The organism is Streptomyces cinnamoneus (assembly GCF_002939475.1).
Taxonomy (GTDB): domain Bacteria; phylum Actinomycetota; class Actinomycetes; order Streptomycetales; family Streptomycetaceae; genus Streptomyces; species Streptomyces cinnamoneus_A.
Map to the genome: position 1 here is coordinate 1,014,024 of NZ_PKFQ01000001.1, position 22,548 is coordinate 1,036,571.

21 protein-coding genes are annotated in these 22,548 nt (G+C 73.5%); 6 read left to right on the forward strand and 15 right to left on the reverse strand.

Features of this window, described 5'->3' with window-relative positions; genetic code table 11:
• Positions 1–182: 182 nt before the first annotated feature.
• Positions 183–560, reverse strand: a complete 378-nt coding sequence (locus CYQ11_RS03925) for a TlpA family protein disulfide reductase (protein WP_099198559.1) — start codon at positions 558–560, stop codon at positions 183–185.
• 194 nt (positions 561–754) lie between these two features.
• On the opposite strand from CYQ11_RS03925, the gene CYQ11_RS03930 reads away from it, so the two are divergent.
• Positions 755–1,477, forward strand: a complete 723-nt coding sequence (locus CYQ11_RS03930; protein WP_099198560.1) for a lysophospholipid acyltransferase family protein — start codon at positions 755–757, stop codon at positions 1,475–1,477.
• Between the two features lie 75 nt (positions 1,478–1,552).
• Here CYQ11_RS03930 and CYQ11_RS03935 read toward each other — a convergent pair whose 3' ends face one another.
• The 5 genes from CYQ11_RS03935 to CYQ11_RS03955 form a co-directional block, all read right to left on the reverse strand.
• A complete protein-coding gene (locus CYQ11_RS03935) occupies positions 1,553–2,635 on the reverse strand; it encodes a threonine aldolase family protein (protein WP_099198561.1) in 1,083 nt (360 codons plus the stop codon).
• Positions 2,632–3,393, reverse strand: coding sequence for an SDR family NAD(P)-dependent oxidoreductase (locus CYQ11_RS03940; RefSeq protein ID WP_099198611.1), 762 nt, complete (start codon positions 3,391–3,393; stop codon positions 2,632–2,634). Before CYQ11_RS03940 ends, CYQ11_RS03935 begins: the two co-directional genes overlap by 4 nt.
• Positions 3,394–3,431: 38 nt before the next feature.
• Positions 3,432–4,829: a DUF6421 family protein gene (locus CYQ11_RS03945; RefSeq protein WP_099198562.1), complete on the reverse strand. Its 1,398-nt coding sequence runs from the start codon at positions 4,827–4,829 to the stop codon at positions 3,432–3,434.
• A 309-nt stretch (positions 4,830–5,138) separates the two neighbouring features.
• The gene (locus tag CYQ11_RS30865) at positions 5,139–5,342 is read right to left on the reverse strand and encodes a hypothetical protein (RefSeq protein WP_181143569.1); all 204 of its coding nucleotides are present in this window, start codon (positions 5,340–5,342) and stop codon (positions 5,139–5,141) included.
• A gap of 28 nt (positions 5,343–5,370) precedes the next feature.
• Positions 5,371–5,931, reverse strand: coding sequence for a GNAT family N-acetyltransferase (locus tag CYQ11_RS03955; protein ID WP_099198563.1), 561 nt, complete (start codon positions 5,929–5,931; stop codon positions 5,371–5,373).
• A 76-nt stretch (positions 5,932–6,007) separates the two neighbouring features.
• Here CYQ11_RS03955 and CYQ11_RS03960 point away from each other — a divergent pair, with 76 nt between their 5' ends.
• The 3 genes from CYQ11_RS03960 (at position 6,008) to CYQ11_RS03970 (ending at position 8,201) form a co-directional block, all read left to right on the forward strand.
• Complete coding sequence (locus CYQ11_RS03960; protein WP_099198564.1) at positions 6,008–6,400, forward strand: VOC family protein; 393 nt, start codon at positions 6,008–6,010, stop codon at positions 6,398–6,400.
• A 180-nt stretch (positions 6,401–6,580) separates the two neighbouring features.
• Positions 6,581–7,177 carry a DUF5134 domain-containing protein gene (locus CYQ11_RS03965; protein ID WP_099198612.1) on the forward strand — a complete coding sequence of 199 codons (597 nt, stop codon included), beginning with the start codon at positions 6,581–6,583 and terminating at the stop codon, positions 7,175–7,177.
• 82 nt (positions 7,178–7,259) lie between these two features.
• Entirely contained in the window at positions 7,260–8,201 is a 942-nt protein-coding gene (locus CYQ11_RS03970; protein WP_099198565.1) for a M56 family metallopeptidase, read from the forward strand.
• A 92-nt stretch (positions 8,202–8,293) separates the two neighbouring features.
• On the opposite strand, the gene CYQ11_RS03975 is transcribed toward CYQ11_RS03970, so the two are convergent.
• The 7 genes from CYQ11_RS03975 to CYQ11_RS04005 form a co-directional block, all read right to left on the reverse strand.
• Positions 8,294–8,596 (reverse strand): hypothetical protein, encoded by a 303-nt coding sequence (locus CYQ11_RS03975; RefSeq protein ID WP_099198566.1) that lies wholly within the window; start codon positions 8,594–8,596, stop codon positions 8,294–8,296.
• 245 nt (positions 8,597–8,841) lie between these two features.
• Entirely contained in the window at positions 8,842–9,681 is an 840-nt protein-coding gene (locus tag CYQ11_RS03980; RefSeq protein WP_099198567.1) for an ATP-grasp domain-containing protein, read from the reverse strand.
• A complete protein-coding gene (locus CYQ11_RS03985; RefSeq protein ID WP_099198613.1) occupies positions 9,678–10,583 on the reverse strand; it encodes an ATP-grasp domain-containing protein in 906 nt (301 codons plus the stop codon). Before CYQ11_RS03985 ends, CYQ11_RS03980 begins: the two co-directional genes overlap by 4 nt.
• A gap of 105 nt (positions 10,584–10,688) precedes the next feature.
• Complete coding sequence (meaB, locus tag CYQ11_RS03990; RefSeq protein ID WP_099198568.1) at positions 10,689–11,696, reverse strand: methylmalonyl Co-A mutase-associated GTPase MeaB; 1,008 nt, start codon at positions 11,694–11,696, stop codon at positions 10,689–10,691.
• 4 nt (positions 11,697–11,700) lie between these two features.
• Positions 11,701–13,926, reverse strand: coding sequence for a methylmalonyl-CoA mutase (gene scpA / locus CYQ11_RS03995; protein ID WP_099198569.1), 2,226 nt, complete (start codon positions 13,924–13,926; stop codon positions 11,701–11,703).
• Complete coding sequence (gene mutA, locus CYQ11_RS04000) at positions 13,926–15,821, reverse strand: methylmalonyl-CoA mutase small subunit (RefSeq protein ID WP_099198570.1); 1,896 nt, start codon at positions 15,819–15,821, stop codon at positions 13,926–13,928. The genes scpA and mutA overlap by 1 nt, the downstream gene beginning before the upstream one ends.
• A gap of 117 nt (positions 15,822–15,938) precedes the next feature.
• A complete protein-coding gene (locus tag CYQ11_RS04005) occupies positions 15,939–18,041 on the reverse strand; it encodes a SpoIIE family protein phosphatase (RefSeq protein WP_099198571.1) in 2,103 nt (700 codons plus the stop codon).
• A gap of 88 nt (positions 18,042–18,129) precedes the next feature.
• Between CYQ11_RS04005 and CYQ11_RS04010 the strand changes: the two genes are divergently transcribed.
• Positions 18,130–19,557 (forward strand): lipase maturation factor family protein, encoded by a 1,428-nt coding sequence (locus CYQ11_RS04010; protein WP_099198572.1) that lies wholly within the window; start codon positions 18,130–18,132, stop codon positions 19,555–19,557.
• A gap of 79 nt (positions 19,558–19,636) precedes the next feature.
• Entirely contained in the window at positions 19,637–20,650 is a 1,014-nt protein-coding gene (locus CYQ11_RS04015) for a PHP domain-containing protein (RefSeq protein WP_099198573.1), read from the forward strand.
• Positions 20,651–20,714: 64 nt separating this feature from the next.
• Here the strand turns inward: CYQ11_RS04015 and CYQ11_RS04020 are convergent, their stop codons facing one another.
• Together CYQ11_RS04020 and ligD are read right to left on the reverse strand one after the other, a co-directional pair.
• On the reverse strand, positions 20,715–21,629 hold the full coding sequence (locus CYQ11_RS04020) for an ATP-dependent DNA ligase (protein ID WP_240003292.1): 915 nt from the start codon (positions 21,627–21,629) through the stop codon (positions 20,715–20,717).
• Positions 21,626–22,528: a non-homologous end-joining DNA ligase gene (ligD, locus tag CYQ11_RS04025; RefSeq protein ID WP_099198574.1), complete on the reverse strand. Its 903-nt coding sequence runs from the start codon at positions 22,526–22,528 to the stop codon at positions 21,626–21,628. Before ligD ends, CYQ11_RS04020 begins: the two co-directional genes overlap by 4 nt.
• Positions 22,529–22,548 lie beyond the last annotated feature (20 nt).

Sequence of the window (22,548 nt, forward strand, 5' to 3'; positions counted from 1 at the left end):
TCGGTCCGGGTCCGTTCGACCGGTCGCTCACGCGCTCGGGACGCGCGCGCTCCCGGTCCCCGGCGGGTCGGCGTGCGCGCGTCCGTGGAGAAGTCCGTGGAGAAGCAGCCCGGGCCACATAGCGTCACCCTGACGATTCAGGGTACGGAGCGTCAAGGGGCGCCGGGCACATGGGAGGCGCATCACGGCCCGTCAGACCGCGCCCCGGGCCCGCACAGCGCCGCGCCCAGCGCGGCGATGACGTCGGCCCGGCGCGGCTGTCCCGTCGCCCGGCGCACCTCCCGGCCGTCGGCGTCGAGGACGAGGGTGGTGGGCGTGCCCCGGACACCGAGGGCGCGTACGAGGTCCAGCCGGGCCTCCGCGTCGATCTCGACGTGGGCGACGCCGTCCACCATGGCGGCCACGTCGGCGAGCACGCGCCGGGTCGCCCGGCACGGCTGGCAGAAGGCGCTGGAGAACTGGACGAGTGTGGCCCGCTCGCCCGGCGCGGCGCCGAGGTCGGCAGGGCCGAGCCGCGGCGTGGCGGGCTCCCGCCCGGTCTGGTCGTCCCGCACGGGCACGCCCGTCCTCCCTGTGTTCCCTCTCCGGCTCTCCCCTCCCCCAGCACCCGCCGTGCCGGGGAAATTTCCGGACGTGATGAGGATCTCCCGTGGTTGGCCACTTCCCCGCTGGCCCACGGCCGGGCATTCAGGCACGATCTGGCGAGAAGCCGACCCTACGGCCGCGTAACTTCTCCCAAAAGGATCTTCCCGATATGGCAGAACTTGTCTACCGCCCGGTGATCGGTTTGGCCCAGGGCATGTTCAAGGCGCTTGACCTGCGCTTCGACATCCAGGGCGCTGAGCACATCCCGCAGCGCGGTGGGGCGGTGCTGGTGAGCAACCACATCGGGTACCTCGACTTCGTCTTCTGCGGCCTGGCCGCGCGCCCCGCCAAGCGCCTGGTGCGCTTCATGGCCAAGGACTCGGTCTTCCGCCACAAGGTGTCGGGGCCGCTCATGCGGGCCATGAAGCACATCCCGGTCGACCGCTCGGCGGGCGTCGACGCCTACAGGCACGCGTTGTCCGCACTGCGGTCGGGCGAGATCATCGGGGTGTTCCCGGAGGCCACGATCTCGACGTCGTTCACCCTGAAGGGCTTCAAGTCGGGCGCGGCGCGGCTGGCCCAGGAGGCCGGGGTGCCGCTGGTGCCGATGGCCCTGTGGGGCACCCAGCGGCTGTGGACCAAGGGCCGCAAGCGGGATCTGGGCCGCAACCACATCCCCGTCGCGATCCGGGTGGGCGAGCCGCTCACGGCGGCCGCGGACGAGTCCGCGGACACCCTGACCGGGCGGGTCCGCTCGCGCGTCCAGGAGCTCCTGGAGGCGGCGCAGCGGGCCTATCCGGTGCGGACCGAGGGCCCGGAGGACAGCTGGTGGATCCCGGCCCACCTGGGCGGCACGGCCCCCGCCGCCGCGGAGGCGGGCGGCCGGCTCTGACCGGCCCCGGAACCCGGCAGGAGCCCCCGGTGGCGCGTCGCGCCGCCGGGGGCTCCTGTCGTGGGCCGGGCGGTCCTACCCCTTGGCCATCTCCTCGGCCAGGGCCGCCGTGAAGGCGTCCACGTCGGCCTCGGTGGTGTCGAAGGAGCACATCCAGCGGACGTCACCGGCCGCCTCGTCCCAGAAGTAGAAGCGGTAGCGCTTCTGCAGCCGCTCGCTGACGTCGCGCGGCAGCCGGGCGAAGACGGCGTTGGACTGCACGGGGTGCAGCACCTCCACGCCCTCCACCGTCCGCACACCCTCGAACAGTCGTGCGGCCATGGCGTTGGCATGGGCGGCGCTGCGCAGCCACAGGTCGCCCGAGAGCAGCGCCTCGAACTGGACGGAGACGAAGCGCATCTTGGAGGCGAGCTGCATCGACATCTTGCGCAGGTGCTTCATCGCCCGCACCGCGTCCGGGTTGAGGACGACGACGCACTCGCCGAAGAGCAGGCCGTTCTTGGTGCCGCCGAAGGACAGCAGGTCCACGCCGGCGTCGGTGGTGAAGGCGCGCAGCGGGACGCCGAGGCTGGCCGCGGCGTTGGCGATGCGCGAGCCGTCCAGGTGGACCTTCATGCCCCGCTCGTGGGCGTGGTCGCAGATCTCCCGGATCTCCTCGGGCGTGTAGCAGGTGCCCAGCTCGGTGGTCTGGGTGAGCGAGACGACCTGCGGCTGGGCGCGGTGCTCGTCGTCCCAGCCCCATGCCTCGCGGTCGATCAGCTCGGGGGTGAGCTTGCCGTGCTCGGTGGGCACCGTCAGCAGCTTCAGGCCACCGACGCGCTCGGGCGCACCGCACTCGTCGACGTTGATGTGCGCGCTGGCGGCGCAGATGACCGCGCCCCACCGCTCGGTGGCGGCCTGGAGGGCCACCACGTTGGCCCCGGTGCCGTTGAAGACCGGGAACACCTCGGCGGTCGGCCCGAAGTGGGCGCGCATGACGTCCTGGAGATGGGCGGTGTAGTCGTCCTCGCCGTAGGCGACCTGGTGGCCGCCGTTGGCGAGGGCGAGCGCCGCCAGGATCTCGGGGTGGACGCCCGCGTAGTTGTCGCTGGCGAAGCCGCGCAGCTCCGGGTCGTGGCGGCGTATCGCGTCGGTCGCCGCGGTGGGGCTGTCGGTCACGGTTGCGGGGTGAGCCACAGACGGGTTCCGTTCACTTCCTGGGCGGGCTTCTCCCAGACGCCGGTGATGGCCTCGGCCAGGTCCTTGACGTCCGTGAAGCCCGCGAATTTCGCGTTGGGTCGTTCGGCGCGCATGGCGTCGTGCACCAGTGCCTTCACCACCAGGACGGCGGCGGCGGCCGGCGGGGCGCCCTCGCCCCCCGCCTTGCGGAAGGAGTCGGCGAGGGCCAGGGTCCACGCCTCGGCGGCGGCCTTGGAGGCGGCGTAGGCGGCGTTGCCGGCGGTGGGCTGGCTGGCGCCCGCGGCGCTGATCAGCAGGTAGCGGCCGTTGCCGCTGCGGGCCAGGGGGCCCTCGAAGGCCAGCGAGGTGTGCTGGACGGTGCGGATGAGCAGCTTCTCCAGCAGGTCCCAGTCGGCCAGGTCGGTCTCGGCGAAGGTCGCCGAGCCGCGCCAGCCGCCGACCAGGTGGACCAGGCCGTCGATGCGGCCGAACTCCTTCTCGGTGCGGTCCGCCCATGCCCGGGCGGCGTCCAGGTCGAGGAGGTCCACGGTGTCGCCGGTGACGGTGGCGCCGCCGTGGGCGTAGCGCGCGGCGTCGACGGCCTCCGCGAGGCGGGCCGCGTCCGCGTCGGAGGCGACCACGGTCGCCCCGGCCTCCGCCAGCCGCAGCAGCGTCGCCCGGCCCGCCGGACCGGCCGCTCCCGCCACCGCCACGACGGCGCCCTCCAGCGGGCCGTTGCCGTTGCTCGGAATGCTCATGGTCGTCGCCTCCCTCTCCTGCTCGTACTCGTGCTTGCTCACGCGGCCACCTGCGCGAGGCGCTCCGCCGTGATCCCCTTGGTCGAGGCGATCACGCCGCGCAGCTTCTTGGCAAGGGCCTCGTAGAACATGCTGAGCGGGAACTCATCCGGAAGCACGTCGTCCACGAGCTTGCGCGGCGGCAGGGAGAGGTCGAGGGCCTCGGGGCCCTTGGCCCAGACCGAGCCGGGGTGCGGGGCGAGGTAGGTGGAAACGAGCTCGTAGGCGGCGAACCAGTGCACGAGCTTGGGGCGGTCGATGCCGTCGCGGTAGAGCTTCTCGATCTCGCCGCACAGCTGGTTGGTGACCTGCGGGGCGCGCTCCCAGTCGATGTGCAGGGTGTTGTCCGTCCAGCGTACGACGTCGTGCTTGTGGAGGTACGCGAAGAGGAGCTGGCCGCCGAGGCCGTCGTAGTTGCGCACGCGGTCCCCGGTGACCGGGAAGCGGAACATCCGGTCGAAGAGCACGGCGAACTGCACGTCACGGGCCTGGGCGTAGCCGTCGGCCTCCAGGCGGACGGCCTCCTTGAAGGCGGTCAGGTCGCAGCGCAGCTCCTCCAGGCCGTACATCCAGAACGGCTGGCGCTGCTTGATCATGAACGGGTCGAAGGGCAGGTCGCCGTGGCTGTGGGTGCGGTCGTGGACCATGTCCCACAGGACGAATGCCTGCTGGCAGCGCTCCTGGTCGCCGAGCATGGTGACGATGTCGGCCGGCAGGTCCAGGCCCAGGGTGCTGACGGCCGCCTCGGTGACCACGCGGAAGCGGGCCGCTTCGCGGTCGCAGAAGATGCCGCCCCAGGTGAAGCGCTCGGGGGCCTCGCGGACGGCGATGGTCTCGGGGAACAGCACGGCGGAGTTGGTGTCGTAGCCGGCCGTGAAGTCCTCGAAGGTGATGCCGAGGAAGAGGGGGTTGTCGTAGCGGGTGCGCTCCAGCTCGGCGAGCCACTCGGGCCAGACGGTGCGCAGCACGACCGCTTCGAGGTTGCGGTCGGGGTTGCCGTTCTGGGTGTACATCGGGAAGAGGACCAGGTGCTGGAGGCCGTCGGCCCGCTGGGCGGCGGGCTGGAAGGCCAGCAGGGAGTCGAGGAAGTCCGGCACGCCGAAGCCGGTGTCGGCCCAGCGGCGCAGGTCGGCGACGAGGGCCGTGTGGTACGCGGCGTCGTGCGGGACGAGCGGCGACAGCTGCTCGACGGCGGCTATGACCGCCGCCACCTCGGAGCGGACCGCCTCGCCCGGTGGCGCGCCCTCCGCTGTGAGGTCGATGGAGCCGTCTGCGGACTGCCAGGGCCGGATCGTCTCGACCGCGGTCTTGAGCGCGGCCCAGGCCGGATGCTCCACTACGCGATCCACAGTCAGAATGTCGGCTTCCACTGCTGGCGACGCAAGAATTTCCGTCACGACTAACCCTCCTCTGGAGAACCTGGCGTTAAGACACCGTATCTGTGCGCGGTTCTTCTCCTCAAGGGCGCCAGCCATAAATTATTCTGCCGACCCCGTCCTGAGCCGACGTTTTTCCTGTGCGACTCCACCGTTCGGGGGATCTGGGGGCGCACTTCGCCACACGGGCACCTGCCGCCCCGGGCGGCGCTCTAGTCGACTTTCAGCCACTCTCCGGCCCCGGGGCGTGAGGGCTTCGTGACCCCGTGACGGTCTTCCGCCGTTCGGGCGCCCGGCGGGACACGGCCTGCGCCCGGGGCCGGCCCCGCCTCAGACGTTCACCGCGCTGATCGCGCGGGTGAGCGACCCGGACCGGCCCAGCGGCGGGCCGCGGCGGGTGGCGGTCGTACGGGCCCTGGCGGTCCGGCCCCGGCAGGTGCTGCGCGGGTGGTGCTGGAGCGCGGCACGCCGGACGAGGTCTGCGGCGCGCCGCACGAGGAACGCACGAGGCGGCTCCTCAGGCGGCTCGTCCACGCGGCCCCGCCGCGACCGGCCGCGAGCCTCAGGCGGGCTGGGCGAGGTCCTTGACGAGGAGCTCGAACTCGAGGTCGTCGCGCTGCGGTATGCCGAAGCGCTCGTCGCCGTAGGGGAACGGGCTCATCTCGCCCGTGCGCCGGTAGCCCCGGCGCTCGTACCAGGCGATCAGTTCCTCGCGCTGCCTGATCACGGTCATGTGCATCGCGCGGGCGTCCCACTCGGCACGGGCGAGCCGCTCGGCCTCCGCCATGACGAGCTTGCCCAGACCGTCGCCCTGGGCGGTCGGACGGACCGCGAACATGCCGAAGTAGACGTGGTCGCCACGGTGTTCGAGGTGGCAGCAGGCGACCGTCTCGCCGTCGCGCTCGGCGACCAGCACCCGGCTGGCGGCATCGGTGACCACGGCCCGCACGCCCTCGGAGTCCGTGCGCTGACCCTCCAGCAGATCGGCCTCGGTGGTCCACCCGGCGCGGCTCGCGTCGCCCCGGTAGGCCGACTCCACCAGGGCGACCAGCGCGGGCACGTCGGCCACGGTCGCTGCCCGGAAGGTGGTGGGCTCTGCGGTACGGCTGCTGGTCGCTTCCATGCCTCGCGTGGTCCTCTCCGTGCTGTTTCGGCGCACGTACGACCCTAACGGAGCACGTTTGCGTACAGTCGCGGGCATGGTGCACGTACTGAGCAGCCGGATCCTGCTGAGGCCGACCGACCCCGAGCGGTCCCGGGCCTTCTACGGCGGAGCACTGGGGCTCGCGGTCTACCGCGAGTTCGGCACGGGCCCCGAGCGCGGTGTCGTCTACTTCCTGGGCGGCGGGTTCCTGGAGGTGTCCGGCCGCTCCGACGCCCCGCCGCAGCCCGGTCTGGAGCTGTGGATCCAGGTCGCGGACGCGGCGCGAGCGCACGAGGAGCTGCTGGAGCGCGGGGTGCGGGTCCTGGAGCCGCCCGAGAAGAAGCCGTGGGGCCTGATCGAGATGTGGATCGCGGATCCCGACGGGGTGCGGATCGCGGTGGTCGAGGTGCCGGAGGAGCACCCGATGCGGTACCGCCCGGGCATCTGACACCTCCGGGTCCCGTGTGGGGAGCGGCCGTCCCCTTCCCCGCGTCCCGGGTGCGCCGGCACTGATCCGGCGCACGGGTGAGAGGTCCGTGCTCTGTTCGTGCGCCCGTGCGCTCCCGTGTGCACCGGCCGGGAGGGGCATTCTCCGGGGGTAGGCGTGGTGTCCGGGGAGGTGCGCGTCATGCACGGACCGCCGCTGGCCGGCTGGTTGCTCATGGCGCTCTCCGCGGCCGTGGGGACGTACTGCCTGTGGGGGACGCGGGCCGGCGCGGCGGGGGAGCGCCGGGCCGCGGGCGGGGACGCGCTCATGGGGCTCGGCATGGCCGTGATGGCCGTGCCGGCCCCCGCGCTGGACATCCGGCCCTGGGGGCCGGCGGCGCTCGCCGTGGTGTTCGGGGTGGCGGCGCTGCGGTCGCTGGGGCGGGCCCGGCGGCATCCGGGGGCCCGGGCGCCGGGCGGTGAGGGGGTCTCGTCCCCTCATCTGCACCACGCGGTGGGCGCGTTCGCGATGGTCTACATGTCGCTGGCGATGGCCGGCTCACCGGCGCCCCCGGCCCCGGTCCACGGCGGGCACGCCACAGCCGGCCACCAGCCGGCGGGAGCCCCGCTGCTGACCGGGCTGCTGCTCCTCTACTTCGCGGTCTACGTCCTCCGGTCCGTGCGCGGGCTCGTCCCGGTGCCGGCGGTCGCGGCAGGAGGGCCCGGCCGGCCGGCGGTGACGAACGCCTGCCGGCTGTCGATGGGGATAGGGATGCTGGCGATGCTCGTCACCATGTGAGCGGCCGTGGGCTCGCGTGTCGTGCGTCACTTCGGGCACGGGACCGTACCGGGCGCGGCGGCCCGCTCATAGGCTGATCGCCATGATGGTCCCGCTCGCGCTGCTGGTCCTCGGCGGGTTGGTCGCGGCGCTGGCGCCGCGCGTGCTGACCCGTGCCGACTGGCCCGACCGCGAACCCGTCCTCGCCCTGTGGGTGTGGCAGTGCGTGGTCGCCGCCGTGCTGCTGTGCTGTGCGCTCGCGATGGCGCTGAGCGCCGCCGCGGCCTGGAAGGCCGTCCGGGGCAACGTCTTCGCCCCGGCCCCGCACGGGGTGGTGGAGGCGTATGCCCTTCCCGCCTACGGCGGCTGGGCCGCCCCCATGGCCCTCACCCTCGCGTGCGGTGCCGTGTGGACGGTGGCCATGCTCACCCGCGAGATCCACGACACCCGGGCCCGGCGCCGCCGGCAGCGCGCCGAGCTGCTCGTGCGCTCGCCCCGGCTGCCCGGTGAGGAGCAGGGTTCGGAGCGGCTGGTGGTCCTGGAGGGCGACCGGCCCGAAGCCCGGCTGCTGCGCGGCGGCACCGCCCCGCAGCTGGTGATCACGACGGGCGCCCTGCGGCGGCTCAGGGGCCGTCAGCTGGACGCCGTGCTGGCGCACGAGCAGGGGCACGCCCGGGCCCGGCACGACTGGCTGCTGCACTGCTCGTCGGCGCTGGCGAACGGCTTTCCGCAGGTCCCGGTCTTCGCGGCGTTCCGCGACCGGGTGCACCACCTGGTGGAACTGGCGGCCGACGACGCGGCCTCGCGCCGCTTCGGCCGGCTCACGACCGCGCTCGCCCTGGTGGAACTCAACGAGGACCGAGGGGTCTTCGGCCCCTGCCCCACCGGCCTCTCACAGGTCCCGGACCGCGTGGAGCGCCTGCTGGCCCCGGCCCCGCGGCTGACGGCGGCCCGGCGGCTGCGGCTGACGGCGGTGGCGGCGCTGGTGCCGTTCGTGCCGGTCCTGGTGACGTTCGTACCGGGCCTGCGGGCCCTGGGCGGCTGAGGACCCGACGACAGCACGCACCGGTCCTCCCCCACCCGGGCCAGAGCGCCCTCACGAGCAACCTCGATCCGCGCCCGGCGCCCGCCCCCTGGTCACTGCTCCCCGGAGCAGACGCCCTGGACGGTCACCCAAATGCCGTTGTCGGGGGTGGTGCCACTGGCCACCACCCCCGCGGGGTAGCAGTTGTGCGGGAGCTTGTAGTCCGCGTTCGCCCGGGCACCGTCCAGCGAGCTGCTGACCCCGGTGACGTAGACGTAGTAGATGGACGGGTCCGCCGTCACCACCCCCCGGGCCGGCGCGGCGGTGGCGGCCGACGCCGGGCCGGCCAGCGCCACTCCGGCCAACAGGGTCGCCGCGACCGAGGCCAGTCCGGCCGTCACAAGCTTTCCGTTCACGGAATCCTCCAAGTCAACTTCCCCAAGGCGCACCGTAGTTACGCCGCACGCAAGGAATCTAGGACAACCTCGCGCGCCGCAACAGTGGTTGCACGATGTACAAACACCTTTCGTAACTGCCGTCCCAGGGCGGGTGGAGGCACGGCCGTCCGGGTGGAGCTTCATCCTCTCGGCGCCGCTGGTCGAGCGTCCGCCCGTCGGGGAACAGCCCGGCGGACCGCGCCCGGGGCGCGGGCCGGGCCGCTCTAGACGGTGCCGGGGAGCACGCGCGGACGGTGACTGCCGGCTGCCGTGCGCAGGGCGAGGTCCGCGAGGGCCTCGGGGGCGCCCGCCTGGCCGCGGATGCCGGGGAAGGCGTTGATGTCGACGATCTGCGGCGCTCCCCCGTCGTCGAGCAGGTCGACGCCGTAGACGTCGAGGGCGAAGACCTCCCCGACCCTGAGCACCACGTCGAGCCAGCCGTCGGGCAGTTCACGGAGGGCGAGCGAGCGGGTGCCCTTGTCGAGGACGGGCGCGGCGAGCTCGGAGCGGCGGAGCCCGGCGAAGACGCGGCCGGCGACCACCCACAGCTTGTGGTCCCAGCCGTCGTTGGGGGTGAAGCGCTGGACGACGACCGGCTCGTCGGGCCACTGTCCGGCCAGGGCCCGCAGCTGCCCGGCGTCGTCCACGCGGGCCACCAGGTCGTGGCGGCGGCTGTGGCGGCTCTTGACCACCACGGGCCCGGGCGTGCCGTCGAGGGCGAGCCGGGCGAGGGCCGGTTCGGTGCGGGTGGCCACGAAGGGCAGGCCGGCGCGCAGGGCCAGGGCGGCCATGGCCGTGCGGTCCTGGCACAGCTCGGTGGAGCCGGCCGAGTTGAGCACGGGGGCGCCGCGCTCCTCGAGGAAGCGGGCGAGGGCCAGGGCGTGCGGGGTGCGGGTCTTGAGCAGGTAGACGTCCGCGAGTGCCGCCGGGCCGGGAAAGCGGGCCGGAAAGTCGGTCACGGTGGCCGGGTCCAGGGACTCGACCTGATGACGTCGCTTCAGCAGGGCGGTGGCGTCGGCCAGGAGCGGGTGGTCGGGGGCGGGAGTGAGCAGGCAGATCCTCATGCGTGGCCCCCGGCGGCCGGGGCGGGCGCGGGGATCAGCGCGGGCGGGCCGGGGAGCGGCCGGGCCGGGGCCTCGGGGCCGGTGCTGGCCAGCCGCAGGATGGCCCAGGCCACGCGGGCGACGGCGTCGGGCACCTGGCGGAAGCTGGGGAAGTCGTTGACGTCCACGACGACGGGGCCGTCCGGGCCGAAGACGATGTCCACGCCGTACAGGTCGAGGCCGTAGGCGGAGCCGACCTCCGTGGCGATCGCGGCCACCTCGGCCGTCAGCGGCACCTGACGTTCCCGGGCGGGCCGGTCGGGGTGGAGGGGGCTGCGGCGCTCGGTGGCGTACAGCTCTCCGTCGACGCAGTAGACCTTGAGATCCACGCCCGAATTGGGCACATAGGGCTGAGCTATCAGCATTCCGCCGGGACTGTCGGCATCCGTCGTTATTCCGTCCGCGGGGGTCAGCAGTTGCCCGGGGTCCTCGACCAGTCGTACGGCCCGCCCGGAGCTGCCGTCGGCGGGCTTGACGACCAGCGGGAACGCGCTGGCGGGCAGCTCGGCGAAGTCCACGGCGCGGGCGGCCGCCCAGGTCCGCGGCACCGGCAGGCCACGGGACTCGGCGGTCACGGCGGCCAGCGCTTTGTCCCGCACCCCGCGGATCGAGCGGGCGTCGTTGACCGTGGTCAGACCGACGGACGCGGCGGCCTCCAGCAGGGTCAGCCCCGGGCCGCCGGACACCGTCTTGAGCACCCACGCGTCGTGGTCACCGGCGCGCACGGTCTCGGAGAGCCGGATGAGGGAACTGCCCGGACGCAGCACGTCGACCCGGTGGCCCCAGGAGGCGAGTTGGCGGATCACGTCCACCGGCATGCCGTCGTACCGGTACTGCTCCTCCACCAGGAAGCAGAGTCTCATGTGCTGCATCATCCTCGATATCCGGTACGTCCGCCGAACCCGCCCGGCGGAACTGTGACGGCTCAGGATGTCATGGGAGACGGCGGGGTCCGTACGCGGCGCCGGTCACCGCTCTCCGGGCGAGCGGAAGGCCTCCAGCAGCCGCTCGGCCGCCAGGCTCGCCGTCAGCGTGCCCTCGCGCACCCGCTGTTCCAGGGCGGGTCCCACGCGCCGCACCTCGGGGTGGTCGCGCAGCTCGGCGAGGAGCTGTTCGCGGACCATGGTCCACGTCCAGTCGACCTGCTGGTCGCGGCGCCGGCCGGCCAGCTCGCCGGTGGCGTCCAGGACCCGGCGGTGGGCCTCCACCCGCTCCCACAGGGTGTCCAGTCCGGTGCCCTCGCGGGCGCTGCACGTGAGCACGGGTGGGTTCCAGGCGGCGTCCGGGGACTGCATCAGGCGCAGGGCCCCGGCCAGTTCGCGGGCGGCCGACCGGGCGTCGCGCTCGTGCGGGCCGTCCGCCTTGTTGACGGCGACGACGTCGGCCAGTTCCAGGACGCCCTTCTTGATGCCCTGGAGCTGGTCGCCGGTGCGGGCGAGGGTGAGCATCAGGAACGTGTCGACCATGTTGGCGACGGCCGTCTCCGACTGGCCGACGCCGACGGTCTCCACGAGCACCACGTCGTAACCGGCGGCCTCCATCACCACGATGGTCTCGCGGGTGGCCTTGGCCACCCCGCCGAGCGTCCCCGCGGTGGGCGAGGGGCGGACGAACGCCTCCGGGTCGACAGCGAGCCGCTCCATGCGGGTCTTGTCGCCCAGGATGCTGCCGCCGGTGCGGCTGGAGGAGGGGTCGACGGCCAGCACGGCGACGCGGTGGCCGAGCCCGGTGAGCATCGTGCCGAACGCGTCGATGAAGGTGGATTTGCCCACCCCGGGCACGCCGGTGATCCCGATCCGGCGTGCCGCGCCCGCGTGCGGCAGCAGCTCCGTCAGCATCCGCTGGGCGAGCGCCTTGTGGTCGGCCCGGGTCGACTCGACCAGGGTGATGGCCCGGGCGACGGCCGCCCGCTTGCCGTCGAGGACGCCCTTGACGTAGGCGTCGACGTCGATCGTCCTGCGCGCTGGGGACGCCATGGGCTCACAGCTCGTGGCCGAGGACCCCGGCGAGGGTCTTCAGCAGGTCGTGGGCGGCGTCCGGGATGACGGTGCCGGGCGGGAAGACCGCGGCGGCGCCCATCTCCAGCAGCGTGGGCACGTCCTGCGGCGGGATCACGCCGCCGACGACGATCATGATGTCCTCCCGGCCCTGTTCGGTCAGCTGCTCCCGCAGCGCGGGCACGAGCGTGAGGTGTCCGGCGGCCAGCGAGGAGACGCCGACGATGTGCACGTCGGCCTCCACCGCCTGCCGGGCGACCTCGGCCGGGGTCTGGAACAGCGGGCCGACGTCCACGTCGAAGCCCAGGTCGGCGAAGGCGGTGGCGATCACCTTCTGGCCGCGGTCGTGGCCGTCCTGGCCCATCTTGGCGACCAGGATGCGGGGACGGCGGCCGTCCTCCCGCTCGAACGCCTCGACCAGCGCGCGGGTGCGTCCCACCCCGGACGACTGTCCTGCTTCCTCTCGGTACACACCGGAGATCGTACGGATCTGCCCGGCGTGCCGGCCGTAGACCTTCTCCAGGGCGTCGGAGATCTCGCCGACGGTGGCCTTGGCGCGGGCCGCGTCCACCGCCAGGGCCAGGAGGTTGCCGTCGAGGCCCTGGCCGGGGCCGGACCCGGCGGCCCTGGTGAGCGCGTCGAGCGCGGCCCGGCAGACGGTCTCGTCGCGCTCGGCGCGCAGGCGCCGCAGCTTGTCGATCTGCTGGGCCCGCACGGCGGAGTTGTCGACCTTGAGGACCTCGATCTGCTCGTCGCTGTCCACGCGGTACTTGTTGACGCCGATCACCGGCTGCCGGCCGGAGTCGATGCGGGCCTGGGTGCGCGCGGCGGCCTCCTCGACCCGCAGCTTGGGGATGCCGGCGTCGATGGCCTGGGCCATGCCGCCGGCCGCCTCGACCTCCTGGATGTGCTGCCAGGCGCGGCGCGCGAGGTCGTGGGTGAGCTTCTCGACATAGGCGCTGCCACCCCACGGGTCGATGACCCGGCAGGTTCCGGACTCCTGCTGCAGCAGCAGCTGGGTGTTGCGCGCGATGCGGGCGGAGAAGTCCGTGGGCAGGGCCAGCGCCTCGTCGAGGGCGTTGGTGTGCAGCGACTGGGTGTGGCCCTGCGTCGCCGCCATGGCCTCCACGCAGGTGCGGGCCACGTTGTTGAAGACGTCCTGAGCGGTGAGCGACCAGCCCGACGTCTGCGAATGCGTGCGCAGCGAGAGCGACTTGGTGTTCTTGGGGTCGAACTGCTTGACGAGCCGGGCCCACAGCAGGCGGGCGGCGCGCAGCTTGGCGATCTCCATGAAGAAGTTCATGCCGATCGCCCAGAAGAACGACAGGCGCGGCGCGAAGGCGTCGACGTCCAGCCCGGCGCCCAGCCCGGCGCGCAGGTACTCCACGCCGTCAGCCAGGGTGTAGGCCAGCTCCAGGTCGGCCGTGGCCCCGGCCTCCTGGATGTGGTAGCCGGAGATGGAGATGGAGTTGTAGCGCGGCATCTTCTGCGAGGTGTACGCGAAGATGTCGGAGATGATCCGCATCGAGGGCCGGGGCGGATAGATGTAGGTGTTGCGGACCATGAACTCCTTGAGGATGTCGTTCTGGATGGTCCCGGCCAGCTTCTCGGGCGGTACGCCCTGTTCCTCGGCGGCGACGATGTAGAGGGCGAGGACGGGCAGCACGGCACCGTTCATCGTCATCGACACGCTCATCTTGTCCAGCGGGATGCCGTCGAAGAGCTGCCGCATGTCGTAGATGGAGTCGATGGCGACGCCCGCCATGCCGACGTCGCCGGTCACGCGCGGGTGGTCGCTGTCGTAGCCGCGGTGGGTCGGCAGATCGAAGGCGACCGACAGGCCCTTCTGTCCGGCCGCGAGGTTGCGGCGGTAGAAGGCGTTGGACTCCTCGGCGGTGGAGAAGCCCGCGTACTGCCGGATGGTCCACGGCTGGTTGACGTACATGGTGGGGTACGGGCCGCGCAGATAGGGCGCGATGCCCGGGTAGGTGCCCAGGAAGTCCAGCCCGTCGAGGTCCTCAGAGGTGTAGAGGGGCTTGACGCCGATGCCCTCCGGGGTCTCCCAGACCAGGTCCTCGGCGCTGCGGCCGGTGCCTTCCTTCAGGGCCGCCCGCCACTGGCCGGCGTCGGCGGGGGTGCCGCCCGCCGGGCCGAGTTCGACGTCGGAGAAATCGGGGATCGGCCCCGGCCGCCCCGCGCTGGCCTGCATCACGCCACTCCCAGAGAATCGAGGACGGAGGAGAGGACGGCGACCGCGTCGCCGCCCGCGAAGACGAACTCGTCGACTCCGGCCCGTAGATAGGCTTCCCGCTGTTCGCCGCCGGGCCTACCGGCGAGGAAGATCCGTGCGGCGCCGGCCGCGGCGAGTGCCTCGGCGACCGCCTCGGCCTGCTCGGCGTAGAGCTTGTCGCTGGAGCACAGGCAGGCCACCGTGGCGCCGCTGCGGGCGAACGCCTCGGCCACCGTCCCGGCGTCGACCGGTCCCGGCTCGTGGACGGGCTCGACACCGCCCGCCTGGAAGAGGTTGGCGGCGAAGGTGACGCGGCCGGTGTGGGCGGCGGCGGGGCCGAGGGCGGCGAGGAAGACGCGGGGCCGGGCGCCGGTGGCGGCGAGGTGGGCGTCGGAGCGGGCGCGCAGCGCCTCGTACGCCTCGTCGCGGCGGACCCTGGGCAGGGCGCCCGGGCCGGGAGCGGGCGCGGCGGGTGCGCTCTCGCGGCTGACGGCCTGCTCGCCGAGGTGCGGGAACTCGCTGACGCCGGTGACGGGTTCGCGGCGGGTGGCGAGTCGGGCCGACCGCTCCTGCCAGGTCCGCGCGAGCCGCTCGGCGACGAGGCCGGAGCGCAGGGCGGCCGCCTGGCCCCCGGCGCGTTCGATCTCCTGGAACCAGGCCCAGGCGGTGTGGGCGAGTTCGTCGGTGAGCCGCTCCACGTACCAGGAGCCGCCTGCCGGGTCGATGACGCGGGCCAGGTGGGACTCCTCCAAGAGGATCGAGGAGGTGTTGCGGGCGACGCGGCGGGCGAAGGCGTCCGGCAGCCCGAGGGCCTCGTCGAACGGCAGGACGGTGACGGCGTCGGCACCGCCCACGCCGGCACCGAGGCAGGCGATGGTGGTGCGCAGTATGTTCACCCACGGGTCACGACGGGTCATCATCACCGTGGAGGTGACGGCGTGCTGACGCTGCGCCCGGGCGGCGGGGGTGGCGCCGCTCACCTCGGCGACGCGGGCCCACAGCCGGCGCGCCGCCCGCAGGGTGGCGATGGTGAGGAACTGGTCGGCGGTGGCCGCGTAGCGGAATTCCAGCTGGGCGCACGCCTCGTCGACGGTGAGCCCGGCGGCGGTGAGCGCGCGGAGGTAGGCGACGCCGGTGGCGAGGGAGCAGCCCAGTTCCTGGGCGGCCGACCCGCCGGCCTCGTGGTACGGGAGCGCGTCGACGGTCAGGGCGCGGATGCCGGGGTAGGTGCGCGCGCAGAGGGCGGCGAGGCCGGTCGCCGCGTCCAGGGCGCCCGCGGGGTCGCTGTCGCCGCCGGTGCGGGCCCAGGTGCCCAGGGGGTCGGCGCCGAGGTTGCCGCGGGCCGCGGTGCGGGGCACGGCGCGTTCGTCGTGCAGGCTCAGCAGCCGTCGCGCCGCCGCCTCGAAGTCGGCTCCCGCGTCGAGGACGACGGGGGCGAGGTCGAGGTAGACGCCGTCCAGGGCGGGGGGGATGCCGTCCACGGGCAGGCCAGAGGCGCCGACGGTCAGCCACAGGGAGGTGACGCCGTTCTCCAGGTCCGCGAGGACGGCCTCGTTGGCGCGGCGCGGGTCGGGGCCGGCGTGCCGCTGACGCACGTCCCAGCCGGTCACGGCGGTTCCCTCGGCGCGTCCGCCGCGCACGAAGGGCGGCAGGCCGGGGAACCCGGGGACGGCCGGGGCGTCGTCGGCCGTGTAGAGCGGACGGGTGGCGAGCCCGTCCTGGAGTGCGGTGGCCAGCGCGTCCTCGGCCGCCGGGCCCTCGGCCACGGTGCCCGCCTTGCTCAGCACGCCTTCGACGAGGCGCTGCCATTGCTCGCGGGTCGCGTCGGGGAACTCGGCTGCCAGGGAAAAGCCGTTCTCGGGCAGGACCGTCATGGGGGAAGGCTAGGCGAGCGGACGCGTCCGGCAGCAGGGGCAACGAATGTGACCTTGGCCTCTTCCGCATCCGGCCGCTCGGGGCGCCGACCGGCGCGAACACCGCCGGAACGGATGTCAGCCGGCGTCGTCGGCCACGTGGTGACGGTCCGGCACGACGAATTCGCACCACACGCTCTTGCCGGTGCCGCGCGGCTCCACGCCCCAGACGTCGGCCAGCCGGTCCACCAGCAGCAGGCCCCGGCCGGACACCCCCGACTCGCCCGGCTCACGCCGGCGCGGCAGGGCGCTCGACTTGTCCTCCACCTCGACCCGTACCCGGCGTTCCGGGCCAGTGATCATGCGGATCGTCACCACGGCGGCGCCGTCGGTGTGGAGGAGGGCGTTGGTGACCAACTCGTCGGCGACCAGTTCGACTTCGTCGGAGCGCTCGCGGGCTCCCCACGCCCGTACGGCCGCGCGGATCATGTGCCGACCGGCGGACAGGCCGTCGGGGTCGGCGGGGGCGATGTGCTGCTGGAGCCGGCCGCCGCCCCGGGTGGCCGGGCCGTGGCGGCGCAGCAGCAGGACGGCCATGTCGTCCTCGCCGACGCGCTCCCCGACGACGTCGCACAGCAGGTCGGCGAGCTTGTCGAGGTCGTACGGGCCCTCGCGGACGAGGCCGGACAGCCTGCGCATGCCTTCGTCGAGGTCGGAGCCGGGCTGCTCGACGAGGCCGTCCGTGAACATCATCAGGGTCTCCCCCGGGTCGAGCTCGACGGTCGTCACCGGATAGTCGATCCGTCCGAACTCCGCCGAGAGGCCCAGCGGCAGGCCGCCCGAGACGGGCAGGCGGCGGCAGGTGCCGTCGGTGTGGCGCAGCAGCGGGTCGATGTGGCCGGCGCGTACGAGCTGGACGACGCCGGTGGTGAGGTCGGCTTCGGCGTAGGTGCAGGTGGCGAAGCGGTCGGTTTCGAGCTCGTGGAGGAACGACGAGGCGCGGGCCATGACGGTGGCCGGTGAGTGGCCCTCGGTGGCGTAGGCGCGCAGGACGATCCGCAGCTGGCCCATGACGGCGGCGGCGTGGGTGTCGTGCCCCTGGACGTCGCCGATGACGGCGCCGACCCGGCCGCCCGGCAGGGGGATGGCGTCGTACCAGTCGCCGCCGATGTCGCGGCCCATGCGGGCGGAGCGGTAGCGGACCGCGATCTGGGCGCCGGGGACCTCGGGGATGCGCCGGGGCAGCATGGACTGCTGCAGGCCCTCGGCGAGGTCGTGCTCCTGGTCGAAGAGCATGGCGCGGGCGATGGCCTGCGAGAGGCTGCTGCTGAGGGCGATGAAGAGGTTGCGCTCCTGCCGGGTGAAGCCCCGGGCGTCGCGGTAGAGGAGGCCGAGGGCGCCGATGGGGCGGGCCTGGGCGATCAGCGGGAGGTAGGCGGCGGAGGCGATGCCGATGTCCTTGATGCGCTCCCACAGCCAGGGGTAGCCGGAGGCGAACTCCTCGGGGGACTCGATGAAGCGCGGGGCGAGGGTGCGGATGACCTCGCTCATGGGGAAGTCGTCGTCGACCCGGGTGTAGAGGGTGCCCGGGATGAAGTGCTCCGAGGGCCCCTCGGCGACCAGGTGGATGCGGCCGGAGTCGAGGAGGCCGAGGACGAGGAGGTCGGAGCCGAGGTGTTCCACGGCCCGGGAGTCCTTGAAGAAGTCGATGACGTCCTGGACGGTCCGGGCGTGGGCGAGGGCGGCGGTGATCGTCTCGACGACGGTGGTCTGGTGGCGGCGCTCGGCGTCCGGCTCGCGCGGTCCGGCCTGGCCCAGTTCCTGGGTGGCGTCGCGGACCAGGCCCAGGATGCGGAGGGGACGGCCCTCCGCGTCGCGCTGGATGCGGCCCTGGGTGTACGTCCAGCGCATCCCGCCGTCCCCGGTGCGGATGCGGTAGTAGGCGCCGTAGGTGTCGCTGCCGTTCTTCAGGTGCTGGGAGACCAGGGCGTCGAGGCGCGCGGCGTCGTCGCGCGGGACACGGCCGGCGAGGTCGGCGATGCTGCCGTGGAACCGCTCGGGGGGCATCTGGAGGATCTCCAGCGCCGCGGGGTCCAGGTGCAGCCGGCCGGTGTCGAGGTCCCAGTCGAAACTTCCCGTCTGGTTGAGGGCGAGGATCAGCTCCGGGCGGGCGGGCCAGTCGTCCGGTGACGGTACGGCGGCGGGCGTCACTCCGCGATCAACCGCTCCCCGATCAACCATAGAGCCACTCTGCCATCTTTTGTCTGTTTCTTCGATGTGACTGAGCGGTCGTGGTGACGGAGCGGCCGGCGGTGGTACGGATACCGCCATGGAGTGGTTCACGGCGTCCGGCTACTGGCTGAGCCGGCTGGTCCTCCAGCGGGCGCTGGCCGGGGTCTACCTGGTCGGCTTCCTCTCGGCGGCCTTGCAGTTCCGCGCGCTCATGGGCGAGCGGGGCATGCTCCCGGTGCCCCGGTTCGTGGCGTACGTACCGCTGCGCAAGGCGCCCAGCGTCTTCCACTTCCACTATTCGGACCGTTTCTTCGCGGCCTGGTCCTGGGGCGGGGCGCTGCTGTCGGCTGCGATGCTGGCCGGCGCCGCCGACGCGGTGCCGCTGTGGGCGGCCATGGTGATGTGGGCGGCGCTGTGGGCGCTGTACCTGTCCATCGTCAACGTGGGCCAGACCTGGTACGGCTTCGGCTGGGAGTCCCTGCTGCTGGAGACCGGGTTCCTGGCCGTCTTCCTCGGCAACGCCCGCACGGATCCGCCGGTCCTGGTGCTGTGGCTGCTGCGCTGGCTGCTCTTCCGCGTCGAATTCGGCGCGGGCCTGATCAAACTGCGCGGTGACAGCTGCTGGCGGGACCTGACCTGCCTGTACTACCACCACGAGACCCAGCCCATGCCGGGGCCGCTGAGCTGGTTCTTCCACCGGCTGCCCAGACCGCTGCACCGGGTGGAGGTGGCCGCCAACCACGTCGCACAGCTCGTGGTCCCGTTCGGCCTCTTCCTCCCGCAGCCCGTCGCCGGCGTCGCCGCCGGCCTGATCATCTGCACCCAGCTCTGGCTCATCGCCTCGGGCAACTTCTCCTGGCTGAACTGGATCACCATCGTGCTCGCCTTCGCCGCCGTGGACGGCGAGGCCGCCGCGGAGCTGTTCTCGCTGCCCGGCCACGCGCCGCTCCCCGCCGCCCCGTACTGGTTCGTGGGCCTGGTCTGCGCGGCCACCGCGCTGGTGCTGGTGCTCAGCTGGTGGCCGGCCCGCAACCTGATCTCCCCGCAACAGCGGATGAACATGTCGTTCAACGCGTTCCACCTGGTCAACACCTACGGCGCCTTCGGCAGCGTCAACCGCACCCGCTACGAGGTGGTCGTCGAGGGCACCGACGAGGAGAGCGTCGGCCCCGACACCGCGTGGCGCGAGTACGGCTTCAAGGGCAAGCCCGGCGACCCGCGGCGGCTCCCGCGCCAGTACGCCCCCTACCACCTGCGGCTCGACTGGCTGATGTGGTTCGCCGGGATCTCGCCGGGCTACGCGCGGGAGTGGTTCGGACCCCTGGTGGAACGGCTGCTGACCAACGACCCGGCGACGCTGCGCCTGCTGCGGCACAACCCCTTCCCCGAAGCCCCGCCCACGTACGTGCGCGCCCAGCTCTACCGCTACCGCTTCACCACCTGGCGGGAGCTGCGGGAGACGGGCGCGTGGTGGCACCGGACCCTGGAGCGGGAGTACCTGCCGCCCGCCCGTCTCGTCCGGTAGCCCTGACCGCCGCCGGCGTCCACGCGCGCGTGCGGGCCGCGGCGCCGTGGCGCACGGTGGTGGTGAGGAGGTGGCTGCGATGGAGCCGGTGGAGGCCCTGGAGCGCATCGCGTTCCTGCTGGAACGCTCCCAGGCGCCCACCTACCGCGTGAAGGCGTTCCGCACCGCCGCCTCCGTCGTCTCCGCGACACTGGACGAGGAACTGCGCCGGCGCGCCGCCAACCGCTCGCTGACGGAGCTGAAGGGCATCGGGCCCAAGACCGCCGCCGTGGTGGCCGACGCGCTGGCGGGCGAGGTGCCGGACTACCTGGCGCGCCTGGAGGAGGAGGCCGGCGCGCCGCTCACCGAGGGCGGGCTGGACCTGCGGGCGGCCCTGCGCGGCGACTGCCACATGCACTCGGACTGGTCGGACGGCGGCAGCCCGATCGAGGAGATGGCGCGTGCGGCCCGCGACCTCGGCCACGAGTGGGCCGTCCTCACCGACCACTCCCCCCGGCTGACCATCGCCCGCGGGCTCTCCCCGGAGCGGCTGCGCCAGCAGCTGGACGTGGTCGCCGAGGTGAACGAACACCTCGGCGACGGCTTCCGGCTGCTGACGGGCATCGAGTGCGACATCCTCACCGACGGCGCCCTCGACCAGGAGCCGGAGTTGCTGGAGCGGCTCGACGTGGTGGTCGCCTCCGTGCACTCCAAGCTGCGCATGGACGCCGAGAGCATGACCCGCCGCATGGTCGCGGCCGTCGCCAACCCGCTCGTGGACGTCCTGGGCCACTGCACCGGACGGCTGCACGGCGGCAAGGGCAGGCCGGAGTCGGAGTTCGACGCGGCGATGGTCTTCGCCGCCTGCGCGCGCTTCGGCACGGCCGTGGAGATCAACTGCCGGCCGGAGCGGCTCGACCCGCCGCGCCGTCTGCTGCGCCGGGCGCTCGACGCGGACGTGCTCTTCTCCATCGACAGCGACGCCCACGCCCCCGGCCAGCTCGACTGGCAGATCCACGGCTGCGCCCGGGCGGAGGAGTGCAAGGTGCCCGCCGAGCGCGTCATCACCACGTGGACCGCGGACCGGTTGCTCGCGTGGACGCGGTCGAAGTGACGGGGGGCCTGGTCGTGCGGGTGGGTACGAGCCGATCGGTCAGGTGGCGACCGCGACGTGACCGTCAGGCCGGGCGCAGCCGGGTGACGGTGATCAGGGCGTGCCGGTCGGCCCCCTGGCGGACCTCCACGGGCAGCGGCCGGTCGAGCGACCGGTAGCGGGTGCCGTCGTCCAGCACGCCCGCCGCCCCTTCGCCCGTACGGGTGAACGCGGCGAGGTCCCGGCTCACCGTGGGGCTGAGCGGGGCGGAGAGCGCGGGCCCCTCCCCGAGGTCGACCACCAGGGCCCGGGGCCGGGTGCGGGGCCCCGTCCAGCCGACGGCGAGGGCGTCGCGGGGGGCGGCATGGCGGAGCTTGAGCCAGCGGCGGCGGCCCGGCTGGTACGACTGGGCGCGGCCCTTGACGACGAGCCCCTCGATGCCGGTCTCCACCAGGTGCTCGTACCAGCCCGCCGCCTCGGCGCGGTCGTACGTGACGGGTACCGCCTGGATGGCCGGCCCCAGGGGGGCGAGCAGCGTGACGAGCAGGGCGCGGCGGTCCTCGTAGGGCCGGGGGCGCAGATCGGTGCCGCTCACGGCGAGCAGGTCGAAGGCGGCCAGGTTGACGGGCGGCCCGGGGGCGCGGCGGCGCCTCGGGCTCTCCGCGCCGAGGGCGCGGTGCTGGAGGGCGGAGAAGTCCACGCGGCCGCCGGTGAAGACGACGACCTCGCCGTCCAGCACGGTGCCGGCGGGCAGGGCGGCGGCGGCCGAGGCGATCTCGGGGAAGGTGGCGGTGACCATGCGGCCGTTGCGGGTCTGGAGCAGGACCTCGTCCGCGGTGCGCAGGACGACCAGGCGCCAGCCGTCGAACTTCGGCTCGTACACCGAGCCGCCCGGCAGGGCGTCGGCCTCCGGCAGCGCCTCGACCCGGCGGGCGAGCATCACCTGCACGGGCACCTCCACGGGCACCCCGGCGGAGCCGGGCGTGCCGGACGCGGTCACGGCAGGTGCCCGCGGGTGGCGTCGGTGGTGAGGGGGGCGAGGAGGTCGCCGTACTCGGCGACGCGGTCGAGGACCTGTTCGGGGTCGAAGGCCAGTTGCCCGGGCTCCCGGCAGGCGGCGACCTCGTCCCAGGTGACGGGGGCGGCGACGCCCGGGGTCTCCCGCAGCCGCACGGTGTAGGGGGCGGCGGTGGTCTTGGCGCTGGCGTTCTGGGACCAGTCGATGAGGACCTTGCCGCGGCGCTCGATCCGCGCCATGGAGACGACCACCAGGCCGGGGTGCTCGCCCATCATGCGGGCGGCCAGTTCCTTGGCGTAGCCGCTGACGGCCCGGCCGGACGCGGGGTGGACGGGCGCGTAGAGGTGCAGGCCCTTGGATCCGGAGACGACCGGGTGGGCGGTGAGCCCGTCGTCGTCGAGGAGTTGCCGCAGCCGCTGGGCGACGCGAGCGCAGACGACCAGGTCGGTGCCGGGGCCCGGGTCGAGGTCGAGGACGAGCCGGTCGTGCGCGCCGGGGCCGGCGTCCGCCTTCCACTGCGGCACGTGCACCTCGTACGCGCCGAGGTTGGCCATGGCGACGAGGGCCGCGGTCGAGTCGACCACGATCTGCTGGGTGGTCCCCTCCCGGTGCTTCACGGGCACCACCGACACCCAGGTGGGTGATCCCGGAGGCGGGTTCTTGGCGACCCAGCTCTCACCCCTCGGCCCTTCGGGCGCCCGGACGAAGGAGGCCGGCCGGCCCTGGACGTGCGGCACCATCACGGGGGCGACCCGGGCGTAGTACCGCAGGACCTGCGCCTTGGTGTACCCGGACTCGGGGAAGAGGACCCGGTCGAGATGGGACAGGGAGAGCCGGTGGCCCTCGACCTCCACCACCTGCCGGTCCGAAGAAGCGGGCATAAGGTAGGAATTCCCCGTGG